Origin of the sequence: Actinophytocola glycyrrhizae (assembly GCF_042653545.1) — a bacterium.
Lineage (GTDB): Bacteria > Actinomycetota > Actinomycetes > Mycobacteriales > Pseudonocardiaceae > Actinophytocola > Actinophytocola glycyrrhizae.
This window is the reverse complement of the sequence record NZ_JBHSIS010000006.1, coordinates 40,634-59,939: the sequence shown is the minus strand read 5'-3', so window position 1 is coordinate 59,939 and position 19,306 is coordinate 40,634. Positions and strand designations below refer to the sequence as shown.

Sequence of the window (19,306 nt, the reverse complement as noted above, 5' to 3'; positions counted from 1 at the left end):
ATGGGACATTCGTACTGACTCGGCTGTGGACAGGTACTGTCCACACAGGATGCCGGCCCTGGCTGCGTGGTCCGGGATGACGAACGCTGGTAAACCCCAACATTCCGTGCGAATGGTCCTTTCGCTCGCATTGGTTCCGCTTGCTGCCCCTTCAGGCCGTCAATTTGTCGGCGATCGCGGCTAACGTGGCGGCCGTGAACGACGCCTATCTCCGATTCCCACACCTCCACGGCGAACTGGTCACCTTCGTGGCCGAGGACGACGTGTGGCTCGCACCGCTCGGCGGCGGCCGGGCCTGGCGAGTCTCCGCCGACCAGGTCACGGTCAGCTCCCCGCGCTTCTCCGCCGACGGCACGCGGCTGGCGTGGACCAGCGGGCGCGACGTCGAGCCGGAGGTGCACGTCGCCCCGGCCGACGGCGGCCCCAGCCGCCGCCTCACCCACTGGGCCGACGTCAACACCGAGGTGATCGGCTGGACCGGGGACGGCGAGGTGCTGGCCGTCAGCACCGTCGGCCAGCCGAGCATCCGCCGCACGTGGGCCTACGCGGTCGACCAGGAAGGCCGGACGCGGCAGCTGCCCTACGGGCCCGTCGCGGGCATCGCGACCGGTCAGGGCGGCGCCGTCCTCCTGCTGGGCGCCACCTCGCGGGAACCGGCGTGGTGGAAGCGTTATCGCGGCGGCACGGTGGGGAAGCTGTGGCTCGACGCGGACGGGTCCGGCGAGTTCACCCGTTTCCTGCCCGACCTCGCGGGCAACCTGGCGGCACCGATGTGGGTCGGCGACCGGGTCGCGTTCCTGTCCGACCACGAAGGGGTCGGCGAGCTGTACTCGTGCCTGCCGGACGGCTCCGACCTGCGCAGGCACGCGGTGGCCGCCCCCGGCGAGTTCTACGCGCGCAACGCGACCACCGACGGCAGGCGCGTGGTGTTCCACCGCGCAGGGCGGCTGTGGCTGGTCGACGGGCTCGACGGTGAGCCGAGGGAACTGGACATCCGGCTCGGTGGTCCTCGGCTCGCGCGGGTCCCGTACCCGGTGCGGGCGGGCGACGAGCTCGGCGACGTCGGGCCCGACCACACCGGCCGGGGCAGCGCGATCGAGGTGCGCGGCACCGTGCACTGGCTCACGCACCGGGACGGTCCGGTGCGTGCGTTGTCGGCCGAGCCCGGGGTGCGGGCCAGGCATCCGCGCACACTCGGCGCCGAGGTCGTGTGGGTGACCGACGCGGAGGGCGAGGAGGCGCTGGAGATCGCGCCGGTCGACGGGGTGGCGGGTGCGGCCCCGCGCCGGATCGGCGGCGGCAGGCTGGGCAGGGTGCTCGAACTGGCGGCGTCGCCGGATGGCAGGCGGGTCGCCGTCGCGACGCACGACGGTCGTGTGCTGCTCGTCGAGGTGGCGACCGGAGAGCTGCGGGAACTCGTCCACACCACCGATGGCGACCCGTGCGACCTGGCGTTCTCCCCGGACTCGGCGTGGCTCGCCTGGTCACACCCTGGGCCGAACCCGTTGCGCCACATCAGGATGGCCAACACCACCGATCTGTCCACAGTGGATGTGACGCCGTTGCGGTTCGTGGACTCCGATCCGCAGTTCACGGTCGACGGCAAGCACCTCGCGTTCCTGTCGATGCGCAGCTTCGACCCGGTCTACGACACGCACGTGTTCGACATGTCCTTCCCGTACGGCACCCGTCCGCACCTGGTGCCACTCGCGGCGACGACGCCGTCCCCGTTCTCGCCGCACCTGCGGGGCAGGCCGGTGGACGACGAGCCGGACGGCAAGGACAAGGACAAGGACGGCGACGACGACGTGCCGCCGCGCACCGCGGTCGACCTGGAGGGCCTCGGCGAGCGGGTGGTCGCGCTGCCGGTGCAAGCCGCAAGGTACGGCCACCTCCGCGCGGTGAAGAACGGCCTGGTGTGGCTGCGCTACACGCTGTCCGGTGTGCTCGGCCACGACGGGGACGGCGAGGACGACGACAGCGACAAGACCGCCCTCGAGCGCTACGACTTCGTCAAGCGCAAGCACGAGACCCTGGCCGACGGCGTCGACGACGTGTGGGTGACCGGCGACGGCGAACGGCTCGTGGTGCGCGACGGCGCGCGGCTGCGGGTGCAGTCGGCCGACGCCAAGGTGGACTCGTCCGACGACGGCGGGGACGACGTGCGGGTGGACCTGTCCCGGGTGCGGGTGGTGGTCGACCCGGCCGCGGAGTGGCGCCAGGCCTTCGACGAGGCGGGCAGGCTGATGCGCGACCACTTCTGGCGCGCGGACATGAACGGCGTCGACTGGCCCGGTGTGCTGGCCCGCTACCGGCCGCTGGTCGAGACCGTCAACTCGCACGACGAGCTGGTCGACCTGCTGTGGGAGGTGCAGGGCGAGCTGGGCACGTCGCACGCGTACGTGACGCCACCTGGCGACGGGGTGGAGCCCGCGCGGCGGCTGGGGCTGCTCGGTGCGGACCTGGTGCGCGACGGTGACGTGTGGCGGATCGAGCGGATCCTGCCCGGCGAGTCGTCCGACCCGAGTGCGCGCTCGCCGTTGCGTGCGCCGGGGGTCGCGGTCCGTGCCGGGGACGCGATCGTCGCCGTGGACGGGCGTCCGGTCGACCAGGTGGCAGGGCCGTTCCCGCTGCTGGCTGGCACCGCGGACAAACCGGTCGAACTGGTGATCGCACCGGGTGGCGGCGGCGCGCACCGGAGCGTGGTGGTCGTGCCGCTGCTGGACGACATGCCGCTGCGCTACCACGACTGGGTGGCGGGCAGGCGGGCGTACGTGCACGAGAAGAGCGGCGGCCGACTGGGTTACGTGCACGTGCCGGACATGGTCGCGAACGGCTGGGCCGAGCTGCACCGCGATCTGCGGCTGGAGGTGCGGCGGGAGGGCCTGATCGTCGACGTCCGTGAGAACCGCGGCGGGCACCTCTCCCAGCTGGTGGTGGAGAAACTCGGGCGGAAGATCATCGGCTGGCAGATCACCCGCGACGCCAACGCCGCCGAGAGCTATCCGCACGACGCGCCCCGCGGTCCGGTCGTCGCGGTCGCGAACGAGTTCTCGGGCTCCGACGGCGACATCGTCAACGCGGCGATCAAGGCACTGGGAATCGGGCCGGTGGTCGGGACCCGGACCTGGGGTGGGGTCATCGGGATCGACATGCGTTACCACCTGGTGGACGGCACGTTGGTGACCCAGCCTCGGTATGCCACCTGGCTGGAGGGGCCCGGGTGGGGGGTGGAGAACCACGGGGTCGATCCGGATGTCGAGGTGGTGATGGCTCCGCAGGACCACGCCGCCGGACGTGATCCGCAGCTGGACGCGGCTGTCGGGTTGGCGCTGGAGGCTTTGGAGGTGACGCCTGCGGCTGTTCGGCCCGAACTGCCACCGTTGGGCTGATGTGGCTCACGGGCACCGCCGAAAGGCGCTTTCGGGACGCTCGCTGCCCCGAAAGCGCCCTTCGAGGCAGCGGCGGATTGTTTCTGGCGGTGTTGCCACCTCTGGGTTGTTCTCGCATGATTCCTACTCGCGTCGGTGGACACGTTCCTACTGGTGTGGCTGTATGGGGCCGTGCGTGGGTTTGAGCGGCAGGTCGAGGAGATGATGTTGGCCAATCAGGCCAACTGGGATGAGCGGACCCCCATCCATCTCGCCAGTGCGTTCTACGGGGTGGACGGGTCCCGGGAACCGGACTCCTGGTTCGCCGACTACGAGTGGGGGGACCTCGGGGAGTTGCGCGGCACTGACGTGCTGCATCTCCAGTGCCACCTGGGAGTGGAGAGCATCGCGCTGGCCCGGCGTGGGGCCCGGGTCGTCGGGCTGGACATCTCCGGGGAGTCCGTTGTCCAGGCGCGTGCCGTGGCGCAGCGGCACGGCGTGGCCATCGAGTACGTCCAGGGCAACGTCTACGACGCTGCCGACGTGCTCGGCGGGCGGTCCTTCGATCTGATCTACACCGGGAAGGGGGCGCTTTGCTACCTTCCCGACCTGCCTGCCTGGGCCGACGTGCTCGCTCGGCTGTTGCGGCCGGGAGGTTCGTTCTACGTTGTCGAGTTCCACCCGCTCCTCTACTCGCTCGGGGTGGTGCCGCCGCCGGATGGCGGGCAGGAGTTGTCGTTGCGCAACGACTTCCTTTCCGGGCGGGGGGCCGAGAAGCGGGACGCCACCCACACCTACACCGACGGGCCGCCGCTCGCCGACGCGCGGGTCGCCTACGAGTGGCGGCACGAGATCGCGGAGGTCATCAACGCGCTCGTCGGGGCCGGGCTGGTCGTCGAGCGGCTTCGGGAGTCGGCCAAGCTGCCATGGCCCCGGTGGCCGGGGATGGTCCGGGACGAGGACGGGTGGTTCCGGTTGCCCGACGACGCGCCGAGGATTCCGCTGCTCTACGCCCTGTCGGCGCGCCGACCCGGCCCGGCGACCGGGTGAACGTGACGATGCGGTCAACGTTGCTCCGATTGCCGCGTTCATGCAGGTCAGGGTGCAGATGCTGGTGAGCTGGGTGGGGCGTGGACCGGGGTTTCTGGCCGGGGGCGTCACGTCCCGCCGTTTTGATACGTAGCCTTGGCCTGTGTCCAGTCCCGTCCCGACGATCGAGCGTCCCGCGCCTGACCCCCCACCCCGCCACCGGTTGGGCTGGGTGATCCTGTTGACGGCTGCCCTGGTGGCGGTCGTGACCATCGTCGTGATCGGCTACAACCGGTCCGCTCCGCTGACCACGCCCACGTCGCCGCCGCCCGGGTTCGAGGTGCCGGAGCTGAACGCGGCACCCGGTGCCACGGTGCCCACCGCGACCGCGGTCGCGCAGGAACGGACCAGCGTGCTGGCCTGGGCCGAGCGGCTGTCGGAGAAGACGCAGATCCCGGTGCGCAGTCTCGTGGCGTACGCGGAGGCCGAGATCGCGGTCCGGGTCAGCGACCCCGACTGCGGCATCAACTGGGCGACCCTGGCCGGTGTCGGCCGGGTCGAGTCGCACCACGGGCGGTACGGCGGCAGCGACATCGCCGACGACGGCAAGCTGGCGCCACCGATCATCGGCATTCCGCTCGACGGCTCGCCCGGTGTGCAGGCCATCCCCGACACCGACGGCGGCCGGCTCGACGGCGACACCAAGTGGGACCGCGCGGTCGGCCCCATGCAGTTCCTGCCGACCACGTGGGCGCGCTGGGGCGTGCGGTCGGGCCTCGACGGCGTCCCACCCGACCCGCAGGACATCGACGACGCCGCCCTGTCCGCGGCCAACTACCTGTGCGCGTCCGGCGGTGACCTGTCCAGCGCAGCGGGGTGGTGGCAGGCCGTCCTCACCTACAACAGGTCCGTCGACTACGGCCGGAACGTGTTCGACGGCGCCGACGCCTACGCGAAGGCGGCGGCGAGCCTGTAGTGCCCGCGCCGGACACTAGTGTCCACTAGCGGTCCCGCTCGACCGACAACCTGGCGCTGACCTCGCCCAACGCCTCCTGGTAGGCCGGGTCGGGATGCATGGCGACCGCGAGCCGCAGCTGGGTCTGCGCCTCGGTGAGCCTGCTCATCCGCTGCAGCGTCTTGCCGAGTGCGAACAGGGCGTAGTGGTCGGTGGGATCCAGCTCGATGACCCGGCGAAACGCCTGCTCGGCGCGGCGGAGCTGCGCCGAGATGAGGTACGCCCGGCCGGCGAGCAGGTGCACGGAGGACTTGTCCGGCTCGGCGTCGAGGACCGGCTCCAGTGCTGCGAGGGCATCCAGCGGCCGGCGTTGTGCCACCAGCGACTCGGCGCGGCGGAACGCCTCGAAGTTGCCCTGGGCGTCTCCGGTCATGGTGCGCACAACGCTACCCGCGACCGCCGTGTTCCTGAAGATCCACACGGGTGATCACGCTCCGTTCACCCCCGCGATGCGCGTGCCTCCAACGGGGGAAACCACGGGCTGGGTACTCTCGTGTCGAGTCATCCCTGAACCGGTTGAGGAGCATGCACGTGGCGGTAATCGAGCAGGTCGGCGCGCGGGAGATCCTGGACTCGCGTGGTAACCCGACCGTCGAGGTTGAGGTCGCACTCGACGACGGCACGCTGGCCCGCGCGGCGGTGCCGTCCGGCGCGTCCACTGGCGAGCACGAGGCCGTCGAGCTGCGCGACGGGGATGCCAAGCGCTACTCCGGCAAGGGCGTGGAGAAGGCCGTCGCTGCGGTGCTCGACGAGATCGGGCCCGAGCTGAACGGTGTCGACGCCGTCGACCAGCGGATCGTCGACCAGAAGCTGGTCGACCTGGACGGCACGCCGGACAAGTCGCGCCTCGGCGCGAACGCCATCCTCGGTGTCTCGCTCGCCGTCGCGAAGGCGGCGGCGGACTCCAGTGGCCTCGAGCTGTTCCGCTACATCGGCGGCCCGAACGCGCACGTGCTGCCGGTGCCGATGCTGAACATCCTCAACGGTGGCGCGCACGCCGACACCGACGTGGACGTCCAGGAGTTCATGATCGCGCCGATCGGCGCCGAGTCCTTCCGCGAGGCCCTTCGCTGGGGCGCGGAGGTGTACCACTCGCTGAAGTCGGTGCTCAAGAGCCGTGGCCTCGCCACCGGCCTCGGCGACGAGGGAGGGTTCGCGCCGTCGCTGTCGAACAACCGCGAGGCCCTCGACCTGATCGTGGCCGCCATCGAGAAGGCGGGCTACAAGGTGGGCTCGCAGGTCGCGCTGGCCCTGGACGTCGCGGCGACCGAGTTCTACTCCGACGGCGCCTACGTCTTCGAGGGCACCAAGCGCAGCGCCGAGCAGATGGCCGCCTACTACGGCGAGCTGCTCGACGCCTACCCGCTCGTGTCGATCGAGGACCCGCTGGCCGAGGACGACTGGGACGGCTGGGTGCGGCTGACCGACGAGGTCGGCGAGCGGGTGCAGATCCTCGGCGACGACCTGTTCGTCACCAACCCGGAGCGGCTCGAGGAGGGCATCGCCCGCCGGGCGGCCAACGCGCTGCTGGTGAAGGTCAACCAGATCGGCACGCTGTCCGAGACGCTGGACGCGGTCAACCTGGCCACCTCCTACGGCTACCGCAGCATGATGAGCCACCGGTCCGGCGAGACCGAGGACACCACCATCGCCGACCTCGCCGTCGCCACCGGTGTCGGGCAGATCAAGTCGGGTGCTCCCGCCCGGGGTGAGCGCACCGCCAAGTACAACCAGCTGCTGCGCATCGAGGAGATCCTCGGCGACGCGGCCCGCTACGCCGGTGACCTCGCCTTCCCCAGGTACAACCCGGAGAGCTGACCGAGCGGAGCTTGCGGAGGGAGCATCGCGATGGCCGACCGTGAGCCCGGAAGGGACACCGACCGGCGGCGCACCACCGGTGGCAGGCGCGCGAAGAGCGTGCGCAGGCCACGGGATGGCAGGCCCGCTCGTCCGGTGTCCCCCGGGCGCACGGCACGCAGCAGGACCGTGCGCGCCGCGGCCACGTTCGGCATCTCGACCACGCGGCGGGCCGCCGTCTTCGCGATCGTGTTCTGCGCGCTCGCGTTGTCGGTGGCGGTGCCGCTGCGCACCTACCTCGGGCAGCGCGACGACGTGGCCCGCCAGGAGCAGCTGCAGGCCGAGCTGCGGGCGGAGGTGGACGCGCTCGAGGCGCGCAAGGCCGAGCTGGACGATCCGGCGCAGGTCGAGGCGGAGGCGCGCGAGCGACTGCGGTACGTGATGCCGGGGGAGACGCCGTACATCGTGGAGCTGCCGGAGGGCAACACCGGCGGCGATGAGGAACCGGAGCGGGGCAAGGTGAAGGACGAGTCGTGGTACCAGCTGCTGTGGAACGCGGTGTCGGAGGAGTGACCATCAGCGAGGCCGATCGCGCAGCGGTCGCCGCACAGTTGGGCAGGGCGCCGCGCGCGATCAGGGAGGTGGCTCACCGCTGCCCGAGCGGGCACCCGGCGGTGATCAAGACTTCTCCCCGGCTCGACGACGGCACGCCGTTCCCCACGCTCTACTACCTGACCTGCCCCCGGCTGACGTCGCTGACCAGCACGCTCGAGGCGAGCGGGCTGATGAAGGAGATGACCGCACGGCTCGCCGAGGACGAGGACCTGGCCGCGGCCTACCTCGCCGCGCACCGGTCGTACCTGGCGGAGCGGGACGCGATCTCCTCGCTCGGCACGGACGTGAGCGCGGGTGGCATGCCGGGCCGGGTCAAGTGCCTGCACGTCCACGTCGCGCACGCGCTGGCGGTGGGGCCGGGGGTGAACCCCTTCGGCGACGAGACCGTCGCGCTGCTCGAGGCGGACTGGCCGGCAGGCGACTGCGCCTGACCCGGACTCCGGGTAACTGGTAAACGGCAAGTTTCTTTCGCAGGTCGACCGATGTACCCGAAAGGGCAACCAGGAGGCCCTATCTCTACGTCAGAGATGCGGAAGGTTACGACTTGACCGTCGATTGACCCCTTTCTTGTGATGATGGTTCGTGAGACGGTGGCAGGCGCAACACAGGCTGCGACGGACGGCGACCTGTCCGTGAGGCACAGCGAAGGGGTTCGGTACGTGAGTGCGCGGAACGGGAAAGCGGCCGAGCGCCAGTTGCGGAGACGCCGCAGAAAGCTTGCCGCCGCGACCAGCACGGTGCTGATGGTGGCCGCTGCGGTCGCGGGTGAACCGATCAGCCTGGCCAGCAATGTCACCCAGGTCGCGGGTGGCGTCGGCGACGGCCTGAACGGCATGACCGACCCCGGCTCGGTGAGCGCCTCGGGGCGGCTGGCCGAGGACGACCGAATCGGCGCCGACCTCCTCGACGGGGTCGACGACCTCGACAACCTCCTCGACCTCGGGCAGGACGTGCCGAGCGGCAAGCTCGGCATCAACGGCACGATGCTCGGGGCATACATGCAGGCGGCGCAGGCGCTCGCGTCGACCCAGCCGAACTGCAAGCTCCACTGGTCGCTGCTCGCGAGCATCGGCCGGATCGAGTCCAACCACGCGCGGGGCGGGCGCCTCGACGCGGAGGGCAACACCTCGCCGCAGATCCTCGGGCCGGTGCTGAACGGCGGTGGGTTCGCCGCGATCCGCGACACCGACGGCGGCAAGTGGGACGGCGACTCCCGCTGGGACCGCGCGGTGGGTGCGATGCAGTTCATCCCGTCGACGTGGGAGGGCTACGCGGCCGACGGCAACGCCGACGGGGTCCGCAGCCCTCACAACGTGTACGACGCGACGGTCGCGGCGGGCAAGTACCTGTGCTCCGGCGGCATGGACCTGTCGAACCCGCAGGACCGCGCGACGGCCGTGTTCCGCTACAACCACTCGAACAGCTACGTGGCGACGGTGCTGTCGTGGGCCGACGCCTACGCGCGCGGCGTGGACCCGATGCCGTCCGACCCGGTGCTCCCGGACACCGACGCGTTCGCGTCCGGGCCGCCGTCAATCGGCAACCAGGGGCCGAAGCCGACGCCGTCCACGAACCCGCCGAACCAGCCGCCCGCACCGAACCCGCCGCCGACCTCGTCGCAGACCAGGCCGCCGACCTCCACGACCACGACACCGCTGCCGCCGTGCGTCACCGCGTCGCCGACCTCCACGACCACGACACCGCCGACGTCCACGTCCACGTCCACCACGACCACGACGACGACGCCGTCGATCCCGGGGTGTGAGGTGACCCGGCCGTCGCAGCCGCCGTTGACGACGACGCAGCGGCCGACCTCGGGCACCTCCAGCAGCAGCGGCACCGCCAGCAGTGGCACCACCAGCAGTGGCACCTCACCCGACGGTGGCCCGTCGGAGAGCAGCATGAGCTCGTCGTCTGCGGGCAGCAGCTCGTCGTCGGCTGGCGGCTCGTCGTCGAGCACCACGGGTTCGGTCAGCTCGTCCAGCTCGGCCGAGCCGACCTGACCCTCCACACGGGCACGAGAACAGGGCCGGGCCCCCACGGGGTCCGGCCCTGTTCGTGTCTCACGCGGTCTTGTACATCCCGCCGTCGATGACGTAGTCGGCGCCGGTGATCCAGGCGGCGCGCTCGGACGCCAGGAACGCCACGAGGTCCGCGACCTCCCGCGGTTCGCCGACCCGGCCCGCCGTGATCGACATCGTCTCCGGCAGCACCCGGTCCATCACGTCCTGCGCGGTCGTGCCGAGCTGTGCGGCGAAGACGTGTGCGAACCCGCGCTCGCCGGTCCACAGCGGGGTGCGGACCGGGCCGGGGGACACCGTGTTCACGCGGATCGCGGGGGCCAGCTCCTCCGACAGCATCGTGCCGAGGTTGGTCAGCGCCGCCTTCGCCGCGCTGTACGGCGCGATCATGCCCGCGGGCACCCGGGCGTTGAGCGAGCTGATGTTCACGATCGAGCCGCCCTCGCGCAGGTGCGGGACCGCCGCGCGGACCACGCGCACCGCCGAGAAGAACGTGGCGTCGAAGATCCGCTGCCACGCGTCGTCGGTGAACGAGAGCACCGAGGTGCCCGGTTCGCTGACGCCGACGTTGTTCACGATCACGTCGAGGCCGCTGAACAACTCCACGGCCGCCGCGACCAGCGCGGCGGGTCCCTCCGCCGTGGACAGGTCCACCGGGACGACCGTCACCCCGTCCACCTCGGCCGCCGTGCGGGCGCCGGCGACCACCGACATCCCCTCCGCCGCAAGCGTTTGCGCGATGGCGAGGCCGATTCCCTTGGTACCGCCCGTGACCAGGGCGGTCCTGCCTTTCAGGTTGAGCTCCATGACCGAAAGGTTCGCCGAGTCGCGGCACGGAAGCTGGCGGGAAGGAGACCCGGCGTTCCCCCTAGGCTGGGCGGCATGGCACGTGTTGCGGCGATCGACTGCGGTACCAACTCCATCCGCCTGCTGGTCGCGGATCTGACCGAGCACGAGGACGGGACCGCCCACCTCCGCGACGTGCACAGGGAGATGCGGATCGTCCGGCTCGGCGAGGGGGTCGACGCGACGAAGCGGTTGTCCGACGTCGCGATCGAGCGGACAAGGGCCGCGCTCGCCGACTACACGGCGGTGTGCCGCCGCAAGGGCGCGGAGCGGGTGCGCATGGTCGCGACGTCCGCCACCCGCGACGCCACCAACCGCGCCGAGTTCTTCGCGATGACCGAGGAGCTGCTCGGGGTCGAGGCGGAGGTCATCTCCGGGGACGAGGAGGCGCGGCTGTCGTTCACCGGCGCCGTGGGCGACCTGGAGCCGGCGGACGGGCCGTTCGTGGTCACCGACCTCGGTGGCGGGTCCACCGAGGTGGTCGTCGGCACGTGGGACGGCAGGCGTGCCGAGATCACCGGTGCGCGCTCGGTCGACATCGGCTGCGTGCGGATCACCGAGCGGTGCCTGCACGGCGACCCGCCGACGGCCGCCGAGATCGCCGCCGCCCGTGAGTTCGCAGGTCAGGCGCTTGCGCCCGCGTTCGACTCGGTGCCGGTCGCGGACGCGCGGACCTGGATCGGGGTCGCGGGCACGGTCACGACGCTCTCGGCGGTCGCACAGGAGCTGCCGCAGTACGACTCCGAACGCACGCACCTGTCCCGCCTTTCGCGCGACGGGATCAGCCGAACAGCCCAACAGCTCCTGGGCGCCACCAGAGCGGAGCGGGCCGCGAACCCGGTGATGCATCCGGGCCGGGTCGACGTGATCGGTGGCGGCGCTCTGATCACCGAGGTCCTCGCGGAGCGGCTCGGACAGGCCGCGGGCATCGCTGAGCTGCTCGTTTCCGAGCACGACATCCTCGACGGGATCGCGCTTTCCCTGCGGTGAACGACCACCGGCGGGCACCTTCCCCGGATGGCGCAACGGGTGTGTCCTGACCGGATGGTCGATAGCTGCGCGTCACCGCGCCACTCCGCAGCGTCCATTTTGGTGCCTTTGCGAGGAGATTGTGATTTCTTTGTGACGCAGGTGCGGCTGGGCGCAGCAACTCCGGACCGTTAACGTCCTCTCACATTCCGGGAGGATGGCCAGGTTTTGGAGGAGGAACCCCCAATGCGTAGACCGCGCTGGTTGGCGGCTGGTGTGATGCCACTCGCCGTGGCACTCGTCATCACGGGTTGCAGCAGTGGTGACGAAGGTGGCGAAGAACCCGGCGCGGGCGGCGGTGATCCGGCCAAGAACGAGTCGGTCGAGATCACCGTCTTCGGCACCGAGCCGGAGCGGCCGCTTGTGCCGGGTGACACGAGCGAGACCGGTGGCGGCAAGGTCGTGGACGCGCTGTTCACCGGCCTGATGGACTACGACCCGGTCTCCGGGGAGCCGCGTGAGGCCAACGCCGAGTCGTTCGAGCTGACCGCGCCCGACGAGTACACGGTCAAGCTGAAGAAGGACTGGACCTTCCACGACGGCACGCCCGTCACGGCGGACAGCTACATCAACGCCTGGAACTACACCGCGTACGGCCCGAACGCGCAGCAGCACGCGAGCTTCTTCGCGCAGATCCAGGGCTTCGACGACGTCTTCACCCCGGACCCCGACGGGGTGGACGGGCCGCAGTTGCCCGCCAAGCCGAAGACGGACAAGCTCTCGGGTCTGACCAAGGTCAACGACCACGAGTTCAAGATCAAGTTCACGGAGCCGCACGCCGTCTTCAAGGTCAAGACCGGCTACGCGGCCTACATGCCGATGCCCGACTCGTTCTTCGCCGACCCCGAGGCGTGGAAGAAGAACCCGGTCGGCAACGGCTCGTTCAAGTACGTCGCCAGGGTGCCCGACCAGGAGCTCCAGATCGAGCGCTTCGAGGAGTACAAGGGCTCCGACAAGCCGAAGGTCAAGAAGGTGAAGTTCGTCTTCACCGACTCCGACGCCGCGTACGCCGACGTCAAGGGCAACCAGCTCGACTTCCTCGACACGGTGCCGCCGCAGGCCATCGCGGGCAACGTGTGGGAGAGCGACCTGCCGGGCCGCGCCAAGGCCTACCCGGTCATGGCGGTCCAGGCGATCTCGTTCCCGCTGTACGACCCGAAGTTCCAGAGCGTCGACTTCCGGCACGCGGTCTCGATGGCGATCGACCGTGAGCAGGTCACCAAGACGATCTACGAGGGCAACCGCGAGCCGCTGACCGGCTACGCGATGGACCTCGTGCCCGGCTACGAGCCAGGCGCGTGCGGCGAGTACTGCGAGTACAACCCGGAGGAGGCCAAGCGGCTGTTCGACAAGTCGGGCTACACCGGCCCGATCCAGATCACGAGCAACGCCGACGGTGGCCACAAGGAGTGGATCGAGGCGGTCTGCGGCCAGATCGAGAAGGCGCTCGAGACCGAGTGCACCTTCGAGCCGGTGCAGGCGTTCGGCCAGATCCGCGACGCGATCAACGCCCGCCAGATGACCCAGATCTACCGGTCGGGCTGGCTCGCGGACTACCCGCTGGTCGAGAACTTCCTGAACCCGATCTACCGCACCGGTGGCTCCTCGAACGACAACGACTACTCCAACCCGGAGGTCGACGCGAAGCTCGCCGCGGCGGACTCCGCGGAGACCGAGGAGGACGCGTTCCGCCTGTACCACGAGGCGGAGGAGCTGATCGCCAAGGACATGCCGGCGATCCCGCTGTGGAACACCCCGTCCATCAGCGCGTGGTCGGAGCGGCTGACCAACGTGCGGCTGACCCCGAAGCGTGAGCTCGACCTCTCGTACGTCGAGGTCAAGTAACCGCTGAGCGGCCGTGGGCCGGCTCCCCTGGACGGGGGCCGGCCCACTCGGGGGTCTAGGGAGAGAATGCAATGGGACGATACGTCCTTCGTCGGCTGCTGCAGCTGATCCCGGTGTTCATCGGGACCACGTTCCTCATCTTTTTCCTGGTGTGGGCGGTGCCGGGCGACCCGTTCGCCGGCATGTGCGGTGAGCGGCCGTGCCCGCCGCAGTTCGTCGCGGCGATGACCGACAAGTACAACCTCGACGACAACGTCGTCGTGCAGTACGTGAAGTACATGGGCGCGTTGCTCACCGGTGACTTCGGCCAGACCTACGCCGAGCAGTCGGTCGGTGAGCTGATCGCGCTCGCGGCGCCGGTTTCGCTGCGGCTCGCGGTGGTCGCGGTGGTCATCGAGGCCGTCATCGGCATCACCGCGGGCATCGTCACCGGGCTGCGCGGCCGCGGCTTCCTCGACAACCTGGTGCTGGTGTCGACGCTGTTCCTGATCGCGATCCCCACGTTCGTCACGGGTTTCGTGATCCAGATCGTGCTCGGTTTCCAGCTGGAGATCCTCAACCCGACCGTCTCGTCGGAGGCGACGTGGAGTGAGCTGATCATCCCCGGGTTCGTGCTCGGCAGCCTTTCGATGGCCTACGTGTCCCGGCTGACCCGGGCCTCGATCGCGGAGAACAGACGCGCCGACTACATGCGCACCGCGCTCGCGAAGGGACAGCCGAAGCGCCGGATCGTGGGAGTGCACCTGCTGCGCAACTCGGCGATCCCGCTGATCACGTTCCTCGGCACCGACATCGGCAACCTGATGGGCGGCGCGATCGTCACCGAGGGCATCTTCGGCATCCACGGCGTCGGCAGGCTCGTGTTCGACGGGATCCTCGACAAGCAGGGCGCGATCGTGACCGGTGTCGTCGTGCTGCTGGTGCTGATCTTCCTGCTGGTCAACCTGTTCATCGACATGATGTACGCCGTTCTCGACCCGAGGATCCGCTATGACTGACCCGACCACGGCGGCCGCCGGCACCGCCGCAGACAAGGGCGTGTCGACCTACGTGACCGAGCCGGAGCACCAGGAATCCGGTCCCGGCAAGCCACGCAGCCTGTGGTCGGACGCGTGGCGGGACCTGCGCCGCCGCCCGCTGTTCATCATCGCGAGCGTGGTGATCGCCCTGCTCGCCGTCATCGCGATCTTCCCGAGCTGGTTCACGTCCGCGGACCCCGGCTACCAGGACCTGGACTACTCGCGGCAGCCGCCGTCCGGTGACGCGTGGTTCGGCTACGACCTGCAGGGCCGCGACGTGTACGCCCGCGTGGTGTACGGCACGCGGTGGACGCTGCTCGTGGGGCTCGCCGCGAGCCTGCTGACCGTGCTGACCGGCAGTTTCTTCGGCATCATCGCGGGCTACTTCGGGCGGTGGGTCGACGGGTTGCTCTCCCGCTTCGGCGAGATCTTCTTCGGCCTGCCGTTCGTGCTCGGCGCGATCGTGATCCTGAACCTGGTGCGCAACGCGGAGATCCGGGGTGCGCTGCCGATCGTTGGCGCGGTGGTGGCGTCGATCGCGGTGCTGTCGTGGCCGGTCGCGATGCGGATCATGCGCTCGGCGGCCATCGCGGCGAAACAGCAGGACTACGTGAAGGCGGCGCGTGCGCTGGGTGCCAGTTCGACGCGGATCATCTTCAAGCACATGCTGCCGAACTGCCTCGCGCCCGTGCTCGTGTACGGCACGATCGCGCTCGGCGCGTTCATCGGCGCGGAGGCCACGCTGTCGTTCCTCGGCATCGGCCTGCGCGACCCCGCGGTGTCGTGGGGCGTGATGATCTCCGACGCGCGCAACTACGTGCGTGTCGCACCGCACATGCTGTTGTTCCCGGCGGGTTTCCTGACCGCGACCGTCCTGGCGTTCGTGATGCTGGGCGACGCGGTCCGCGAGGCCCTCGACCCGAAGCTGAGGTGACCCGTGTCGGATCAGTATGAGCCGGGCACGGCGCCGGACGTCCCGCTGCTCGAGGTCGAGGACCTGTTCGTCGAGTTCCGCACGCACGAGGGCGTCGCGAAGGTGCTCAACGGTGTCAGCTACCACGTCGACGCGGGCGAGACGCTCGCGGTGCTCGGCGAGTCGGGCTCCGGCAAGAGCGTGACGGCGCAGGCGATCATGGGCATCCTCGACACCCCGCCCGCGGTCGTCACCGGTGGCGAGGTCCGTTTCCACGGCGAGAACCTGCTCGCCGCGAGCGAGGAACGCCGCAACGAGGTCCGCGCCGAGGGCATCGCGATCATCTTCCAGGACGCGCTGTCCGCGCTGAACCCCGTGTACACCGTGGGTTTCCAGATCGAGGAGCAGTTGCGGGTCCGGCTCGGGATGTCCCGCAAGGACGCCCGCGCCCGCGCGATCGAGCTGCTCGACCTGGTGCGCATCCCCAACGCGGCGCGGCGGGTGCGGCAGTACCCGCACGAGTTCTCCGGCGGCATGCGGCAGCGCGCGATGATCGCGATGTCGCTGGCGCTGGACCCGGAGGTGCTGATCGCGGACGAGCCGACGACCGCGCTCGACGTCACCGTGCAGGCCCAGATCATGGACCTGCTGAAGGAGATCCAGGTCGAGCGGCGGATGGGGCTGATCCTCATCACGCACGACCTCGGGGTGGTGGCGGAGGTCGCGGACCGGATCGCGGTGATGTACGCGGGCCGGATCGTGGAGCACGCGGACGCGGTGTCGCTGTACCGCAACCCCGGGCATCCGTACACGGCCGCGCTCATGGACTCGCTGCCGAGGCTGGACCAGAAGGGCGCGGCGCTCAACACGATCAAGGGCCTGCCGCCGAGCCTGCTGAGCATCCCGCCCGGCTGCCCGTTCCACCCCCGGTGCCCGCGCGCGGAGAACAAGTGCGTGGTCGACGTGCCGCCGGACCACCGGCTCGGGCTCGGCCGCACGTCGAAGTGCCATTTCGCGGAGGAGTTGGTGACGCGTGTCTGAGCGGAGCTTGCGGAGCGAACCAACCGGCGAGCCGATCCTCGAGGTCCGTGATCTCGTCAAGCACTTCCCGGTGCGGGTCGGCGTGCTGTTCAAGCACACCGTCGGGCAGGTGCGTGCGGTCGACGGTGTCTCGTTCGACCTGAAGAAGGGCGAGACGCTGGGCGTGGTCGGCGAGTCCGGCTGCGGCAAGTCGACGCTCGCGCAGGTGCTGATGCGCCTCGAGCCGCCGACCAGCGGCTCGGCGAGGTTCGACGGCCGGGACATCTTCGCGATGCGCGGGGCCGAGTTGCGCAAACTGCGGCGCAGCATCCAGATCGTGCTGCAGGACCCGTACACGTCGCTGAACCCGCGCATGACCGTCGGCGACATCGTCGGTGAACCCTTCGAGATTCACCCCGAGGTGGCGCCGAAGGGTTCGCGGGCGGCGAAGGTGCGGGACCTGCTGGACGTGGTCGGGCTCAACCCGGAGCACATCAACCGGTACCCGCACCAGTTCTCCGGCGGGCAGCGGCAGCGCATCGGCATCGCCCGCGCGCTGGCCCTGCGGCCGGACGTGATCATCTGCGACGAGCCGGTGTCCGCTCTGGACGTGTCGATCCAGGCGCAGGTGATGAACCTGCTCGGCGACCTGCAGTCCGAGTTCGGACTGTCCTATATGTTCATCGCGCACGACCTGTCCGTGGTGCGGCACCTTTCCGACCGGGTCGCGGTGATGTACCTCGGCAAGATCGTGGAGATCGGCACCGAGGAGCAGATCTACTCCCACCCCATGCACCCGTACACGCAGGCGTTGCTGTCCGCGGTGCCGGTGGCCGACCCGACCGTGCGCGGGCAGCGGCAGGTCATCCGCCTCGAGGGGGATGTGCCGAGCCCGGTGGATCCGCCATCCGGGTGTCGTTTTCGCACGAGGTGTTGGAAAGCGCAGGACATCTGCGCGGAAGAGGTGCCCGACCTGGTGCCACGCGGCGGGGGGCATCCCAGCGCGTGCCACTTCGCTGAAGAAAGATCGGTCGTGCCCTGATGTTTGTGCAACGGCGAGGAGGAAGTGCGTGAAACGTAAGTGGGTGCTGGCTTTGCCAGTGGTGCTCGGCGCGGCGGTGGTCGCTGCGCCGACCGCGGCGGCGGCGCCGCAGCTGTCCGGCAAGAGTGTCGAGTACAGCGTGCTCGCGGCCGACGGGGTCGGCGTGCGCACGGTCGAGAAGGCCGTCGAGGCGGCGGGCGGCACGGTGACGCGCAGCAACGCGGCGGCCGGGCTGCTGACCGTGACCGCGCCGGAGAACGGTTTCACCAACCGGATGGCGTCGGTGCGCAGTGTGCTCCACACGAGCCGCACCGTCGCGATCGGACAGAGCCCGGACCGGCGCAAGGTTGCCGACCAGGACGCGGTCGAGAAGGAGAACCGCGGCCAGGGCCGTACCGGAAAGCGCAAGCCGGCGCCGGTCGGCATGGACCCGCTCGACGGGCAGTTGTGGGGCCTCACGTCGGTGCGGTCGGATCTCGCGCGCACCGAGCAGCCGGGTGACCGGCGGGTGAAGGTCGGCGTTCTGGACACCGGTGTCGACGGCTCGCACCCCGACATCGCGCCGAACTTCGACGCGAAGCTGTCCCGCAACTTCACGCACGACATCCCGGTCGACGAGAACGGCAACACCGTCGACGGCCCGTGCGAGTTCCGTGGCTGCGTCGACCCGGCGAACTGGGACGACGGCGGGCACGGCACCCACGTGGCGGGCACCATCGCCGCCGCTGCCAACGGTTTCGGGATCTCCGGTGTCGCGCCGGGAGTGTCCATCGTGAACATCCGCGGCGGGCAGGACTCCGGGTACTTCTTCCTGCAGCCGGTCGTCGACGCGCTCACCTACGCCGGTGACGCCGGACTCGACGTGGTGAACATGTCGTTCTACGTCGACCCGTGGCTGTACAACTGCCAGGCCAACCCGGCGGACACGCCGGAGCAGCAGGCGCAGCAGCGGACCGTCGTGACCGCCATGTCCCGCGCACTGAACTACGCGCACCGCAAGGGCGTCACCCAGGTGGTGTCGCTCGGCAACAACCACGAGGACAGCGGCGCTCCGCAGGACGACGACGGCAGCCCGAACTTCCCGGAGGGCAACGCGCACCCCCGCGACATCGACAACGAGTCGTGCCTGATCATGCCGATCGAGGGCCCGCACACGATCGGTGTCGGCGCGTACGGCCCGTCCGGTGCCAAGGCCGACTACTCCAGCTACGGCCTCGAGCAGATCTCGGTGTCCGCGCCGGGTGGCTACTTCCGTGACTACTACGGCGCTCCGCAGTTCCGCACGAACGAGAACATGATCCTCTCGACGTACCCGAAGAACGTCGGCATCGCGGAGGGCATGATCGACCCGGCGACGGGTGAGGTCACCCCGGACGGTGTCGAGTTCGGTGTGCAGCAGGCGTGCCGTGGCAGCGTGTGCGGCTACTACCAGTTCCTGCAGGGCACGTCGATGGCGTCCCCGCACGCTTCCGGTGTCGCCGCGCTGATCGTGTCGGAGTACGGCAAGTTCCGCGGCGGCAAGGCGAGCATGAACCCCGACGCCGTGCAGCGCGTGATCGAGCAGACCGCGTTCGCCCGCCCGTGCCCGACCCCGCGCACGGTCGACTACCTGGACGAGGGCCGCGACGCCTCGTACACGGCGACGTGTGCCGGTGGCACGGAGTTCAACGGCTTCTACGGCCACGGCAACGTGGACGCCTGGGCCGCGGTCACCATGGGCCGCAAGTACCTGCGCTAGTCACCG

Annotated in this window: 16 protein-coding genes; 14 read left to right on the top strand and 2 right to left on the bottom strand. The window is 70.1% G+C overall.

Annotation, left to right across the window (positions count from 1 at the left end):
* Positions 1 to 194: 194 nt before the first annotated feature.
* From ACFPCV_RS11050 to ACFPCV_RS11040, 3 genes are all read left to right on the top strand, one after another.
* Positions 195 to 3,392 carry a S41 family peptidase gene (locus tag ACFPCV_RS11050; RefSeq protein ID WP_378055999.1) on the top strand — a complete coding sequence of 1,066 codons (3,198 nt, stop codon included), beginning with the start codon at positions 195 to 197 and terminating at the stop codon, positions 3,390 to 3,392.
* A 135-nt stretch (positions 3,393 to 3,527) separates the two neighbouring features.
* On the top strand, positions 3,528 to 4,421 hold the full coding sequence (locus ACFPCV_RS11045; RefSeq protein ID WP_378055998.1) for a class I SAM-dependent methyltransferase: 894 nt from the start codon (positions 3,528 to 3,530) through the stop codon (positions 4,419 to 4,421).
* A gap of 211 nt (positions 4,422 to 4,632) precedes the next feature.
* On the top strand, positions 4,633 to 5,376 hold the full coding sequence (locus tag ACFPCV_RS11040) for a lytic transglycosylase domain-containing protein (protein WP_378055997.1): 744 nt from the start codon (positions 4,633 to 4,635) through the stop codon (positions 5,374 to 5,376).
* A 25-nt stretch (positions 5,377 to 5,401) separates the two neighbouring features.
* Here the strand turns inward: ACFPCV_RS11040 and ACFPCV_RS11035 are convergent, their stop codons facing one another.
* Entirely contained in the window at positions 5,402 to 5,788 is a 387-nt protein-coding gene (locus ACFPCV_RS11035; RefSeq protein ID WP_184815249.1) for a tetratricopeptide repeat protein, read from the bottom strand.
* Positions 5,789 to 5,946: 158 nt separating this feature from the next.
* Here ACFPCV_RS11035 and eno point away from each other — a divergent pair, with 158 nt between their 5' ends.
* From eno to ACFPCV_RS11015, 4 genes are all read left to right on the top strand, one after another.
* Positions 5,947 to 7,233 (top strand): phosphopyruvate hydratase, encoded by a 1,287-nt coding sequence (eno, locus tag ACFPCV_RS11030; protein ID WP_378055996.1) that lies wholly within the window; start codon positions 5,947 to 5,949, stop codon positions 7,231 to 7,233.
* A 30-nt stretch (positions 7,234 to 7,263) separates the two neighbouring features.
* Positions 7,264 to 7,785, top strand: a complete 522-nt coding sequence (locus ACFPCV_RS11025; RefSeq protein WP_378055995.1) for an FtsB family cell division protein — start codon at positions 7,264 to 7,266, stop codon at positions 7,783 to 7,785.
* 2 nt (positions 7,786 to 7,787) lie between these two features.
* On the top strand, positions 7,788 to 8,258 hold the full coding sequence (locus ACFPCV_RS11020) for a DUF501 domain-containing protein (protein WP_378056911.1): 471 nt from the start codon (positions 7,788 to 7,790) through the stop codon (positions 8,256 to 8,258).
* A gap of 228 nt (positions 8,259 to 8,486) precedes the next feature.
* Entirely contained in the window at positions 8,487 to 9,830 is a 1,344-nt protein-coding gene (locus tag ACFPCV_RS11015; protein WP_378055994.1) for a lytic transglycosylase domain-containing protein, read from the top strand.
* Positions 9,831 to 9,890: 60 nt separating this feature from the next.
* Here the strand turns inward: ACFPCV_RS11015 and ACFPCV_RS11010 are convergent, their stop codons facing one another.
* On the bottom strand, positions 9,891 to 10,655 hold the full coding sequence (locus tag ACFPCV_RS11010) for an SDR family oxidoreductase (RefSeq protein WP_378055993.1): 765 nt from the start codon (positions 10,653 to 10,655) through the stop codon (positions 9,891 to 9,893).
* 75 nt (positions 10,656 to 10,730) lie between these two features.
* Here ACFPCV_RS11010 and ACFPCV_RS11005 point away from each other — a divergent pair, with 75 nt between their 5' ends.
* The 7 genes from ACFPCV_RS11005 (at position 10,731) to ACFPCV_RS10975 (ending at position 19,300) form a co-directional block, all read left to right on the top strand.
* Positions 10,731 to 11,684: a Ppx/GppA phosphatase family protein gene (locus ACFPCV_RS11005; protein ID WP_378055992.1), complete on the top strand. Its 954-nt coding sequence runs from the start codon at positions 10,731 to 10,733 to the stop codon at positions 11,682 to 11,684.
* Positions 11,685 to 11,909: 225 nt separating this feature from the next.
* Entirely contained in the window at positions 11,910 to 13,568 is a 1,659-nt protein-coding gene (locus ACFPCV_RS11000) for a peptide ABC transporter substrate-binding protein (protein ID WP_378055991.1), read from the top strand.
* Between the two features lie 71 nt (positions 13,569 to 13,639).
* Positions 13,640 to 14,566 carry an ABC transporter permease gene (locus tag ACFPCV_RS10995; RefSeq protein ID WP_378055990.1) on the top strand — a complete coding sequence of 309 codons (927 nt, stop codon included), beginning with the start codon at positions 13,640 to 13,642 and terminating at the stop codon, positions 14,564 to 14,566.
* Complete coding sequence (locus ACFPCV_RS10990) at positions 14,559 to 15,521, top strand: ABC transporter permease (protein WP_378055989.1); 963 nt, start codon at positions 14,559 to 14,561, stop codon at positions 15,519 to 15,521. The genes ACFPCV_RS10995 and ACFPCV_RS10990 overlap by 8 nt, the downstream gene beginning before the upstream one ends.
* A gap of 3 nt (positions 15,522 to 15,524) precedes the next feature.
* Positions 15,525 to 16,541 (top strand): ABC transporter ATP-binding protein, encoded by a 1,017-nt coding sequence (locus ACFPCV_RS10985; protein ID WP_378055988.1) that lies wholly within the window; start codon positions 15,525 to 15,527, stop codon positions 16,539 to 16,541.
* Positions 16,534 to 17,562 carry an ABC transporter ATP-binding protein gene (locus tag ACFPCV_RS10980; RefSeq protein ID WP_378055987.1) on the top strand — a complete coding sequence of 343 codons (1,029 nt, stop codon included), beginning with the start codon at positions 16,534 to 16,536 and terminating at the stop codon, positions 17,560 to 17,562. Before ACFPCV_RS10985 ends, ACFPCV_RS10980 begins: the two co-directional genes overlap by 8 nt.
* A gap of 28 nt (positions 17,563 to 17,590) precedes the next feature.
* On the top strand, positions 17,591 to 19,300 hold the full coding sequence (locus tag ACFPCV_RS10975) for a S8 family peptidase (protein ID WP_378055986.1): 1,710 nt from the start codon (positions 17,591 to 17,593) through the stop codon (positions 19,298 to 19,300).
* Positions 19,301 to 19,306: the final 6 nt, after the last annotated feature.

Excerpts from the sequence above, each read along its gene's own strand:
- ACFPCV_RS11025 (WP_378055995.1), top strand. The coding sequence starts at position 7,264 with ATGGCCGACCGTGAGCCCGGAAGGGACACCGACCGGCGGCGCACCACC.
- ACFPCV_RS11000 (WP_378055991.1), top strand. The coding sequence starts at position 11,910 with ATGCGTAGACCGCGCTGGTTGGCGGCTGGTGTGATGCCACTCGCCGTG.
- ACFPCV_RS11035 (WP_184815249.1), bottom strand. The coding sequence starts at position 5,788 with ATGACCGGAGACGCCCAGGGCAACTTCGAGGCGTTCCGCCGCGCCGAG.
- ACFPCV_RS10990 (WP_378055989.1), top strand. The coding sequence starts at position 14,559 with ATGACTGACCCGACCACGGCGGCCGCCGGCACCGCCGCAGACAAGGGC.
- ACFPCV_RS11005 (WP_378055992.1), top strand. The coding sequence starts at position 10,731 with ATGGCACGTGTTGCGGCGATCGACTGCGGTACCAACTCCATCCGCCTG.
- ACFPCV_RS10995 (WP_378055990.1), top strand. The coding sequence starts at position 13,640 with ATGGGACGATACGTCCTTCGTCGGCTGCTGCAGCTGATCCCGGTGTTC.
- ACFPCV_RS11010 (WP_378055993.1), bottom strand. The coding sequence starts at position 10,655 with ATGGAGCTCAACCTGAAAGGCAGGACCGCCCTGGTCACGGGCGGTACC.